1 tRNA gene and 2 rRNA genes (1 of these 3 cut by a window edge) are annotated in these 2,500 nt (G+C 55.4%); all 3 read right to left on the reverse strand.

The window, feature by feature from the left end:
* Positions 1-77, reverse strand: a tRNA-Met gene (locus tag BLT75_RS23840).
* A 47-nt stretch (positions 78-124) separates the two neighbouring features.
* Positions 125-239 (reverse strand): 5S ribosomal RNA (gene rrf / locus BLT75_RS23845).
* Positions 240-431: 192 nt separating this feature from the next.
* Positions 432-2,500: ribosomal RNA gene (locus BLT75_RS23850) — 23S ribosomal RNA — on the reverse strand; it runs 762 nt beyond the window's last position.

The following is a 2,500-nucleotide window of genomic DNA, read 5'->3' on the forward strand; positions in this document are numbered from 1 at the left end:
TGGTTGCGGGAGCAGGATTTGAACCTGCGACCTTCAGGTTATGAGCCTGACGAGCTACCTGGCTGCTCCATCCCGCGCCGGTTTTTTTTTGAGATCGTTTTAGAGAGATTTGAGTGTTTATTAGGTTTGGCGGTGACCTACTCTCCCGGGGCTTGAGCCCGAGTACCATTGGCGCGGAGGCACTTAACTTCCGGGTTCGGGAAGGGACCGGGTGTATTGCGCTCGCTATGACCACCAAACCGAATAAACACTCACTGTCCGCGCTGGGGAGATTGAGAGTGGCGGGGCTTTCCGGCGGAAAGCGGGTTGCCACCCGATTTGTCCGGGCGGAAGGGTATCAATCGGTTTCAATCCTGTTCTGGATTGCGGGGGCGTTGTCCAAGTCCTGTTATGGTGCTTTTGGTTCTTGATCAGTCTTTCTGTTACTGGATCGGATCAAGCCTATCGGGCGATTAGTACCGGTCAACTGAACGCATTGCTGCGCTTACATCTCCGGCCTATTGACGTGGTGGTCTTCCACGGCCCTCAGGGATACCTTGTTTTGAGGGGGGCTTCCCGCTTAGATGCCTTCAGCGGTTATCCTGTCCGGACATAGCTACCCTGCACTGCCGTTGGCACGACAACAGGTCCACCAGTGGTCCGTTCACCCCGGTCCTCTCGTACTAGGGGCAACTCCTCTCAAGTATCCTACACCCACGGCAGATAGGGACCGAACTGTCTCACGACGTTCTAAACCCAGCTCACGTACCTCTTTAAACGGCGAACAGCCGTACCCTTGGGACCTGCTCCAGCCCCAGGATGAGATGAGCCGACATCGAGGTGCCAAACACTGCCGTCGATATGGACTCTTGGGCAGTATCAGCCTGTTATCCCCGGCGTACCTTTTATCCGTTGAGCGATGGCCCTCCCACTTGGGACCACCGGATCACTATGACCGACTTTCGTCTCTGCTCGACTTGTCAGTCTTGCAGTCAGGCTGGCTTCTGCCATTGCACTCAACGAGCGATTTCCGACCGCTCTGAGCCAACCTTCGCGCGCCTCCGTTACGCTTTAGGAGGCGACCGCCCCAGTCAAACTACCCGCCACGCAGGGTCCCGGATCCGGATGACGGACCGCGGTTAGACATCAAGAGTGCGAAGGGTGGTATCTCAAGGGAGGCTCCACGGGAACTGGCGTTCCTGCTTCAAAGCCTACCACCTATCCTGCACATCACAATCCTGATGCCAGTGCGAAGCTGTAGTAAAGGTGCACGGGGTCTTTCCGTCTAACCGCGGGAAGCCTGCATCTTGACAGGCAATTCAATTTCGCTGAGTCGATGTTGGAGACAGCGGGGAAGTCGTTACGCCATTCGTGCAGGTCGGAACTTACCCGACAAGGAATTTCGCTACCTTAGGACCGTTATAGTTACGGCCGCCGTTTACCTGGGCTTCAATTCGGAGCTTGCACCCCTCCTTTTAACCTTCAGGCACCGGGCAGGCGTCAGACCCTATACGTCGTCTTGCGACTTCGCAGAGCCCTGTGTTTTTAATAAACAGTCGCCACCCCCTGGTTTGTGCCCCCGGATCCAAGTTGCCTTGAACCCGGGCCTCCTTCTCGCGAACTTACGGAGGTATTTTGCCGAGTTCCTTCAACATCGTTCTCTCAAGCGCCTTGGTATTCTCTACCAGTCCACCTGTGTCGGTTTAGGGTACGGTCTGATGGAGGGCTATTTCCAGGGACCCTTCAGCAGCCCAGCCAATCCGATAAGGCTGAACTACAGTCGTGATCCGTCACATCCTCCTGGCCCACGAATATTAACGTGGTTCCCATCGCCTACGCCTTTCGGCCTCGGCTTAGGGGCCGGCTTACCCTGCTCAGATTAGCTTTAAGCAGGAACCCTTGGACTTTCGGCGAGAGTGTCTCTCACACTCTTTGTCGCTACTCATGTCATCATTCTCGCTAGTGATCTCTCCACCGGATGGCTCACGCCCCGGCTTCATCGAAAGGTTCGTGATCCTCCAAGGTGCCCCGAAGGACACTAAAGAGGATAGAACCTATGTCACACTACGCTCCGCTACCATGCCTTGCGGCATCCTCAGCTTCGGCTCATGGCTTGAGCCCCGTTACATCTTCGCCGCAGGACGTCTTGATTAGACCAGTGAGCTGTTACGCTATCTTTAAAGGATGGCTGCTTCTAAGCCAACCTCCTGGTTGTTTTGGACATCCCACCTGCTTTCCCACTTAGCCATGAATTGGGGGCCTTAGCTGGAGGTCAGGGTTGTTTCCCTCTCCACTACGGGCGTTAGCACCCGCAGTGTGTCTGCCATCTAGTACTCCCGGGTATTCGGAGTTTGGTTAGGATCAGTAAGCCTGTGGGGCCCCATTACCCATCCAGTGCTCTACCCCCCGGGGTATTCGGATGACGCTCTACCTAAATAGATTTCGCGGAGAACCAGCTATCTCCGAGTTTGATTGGCCTTTCACCCCTAGGCACAACTCATCCCGACCTTTTTCAACAGGT

The organism is Ruegeria marina, assembly GCF_900101475.1.
In the GTDB taxonomy this organism is placed as follows: Bacteria; Pseudomonadota; Alphaproteobacteria; order Rhodobacterales; family Rhodobacteraceae; genus Ruegeria_B; species Ruegeria_B marina.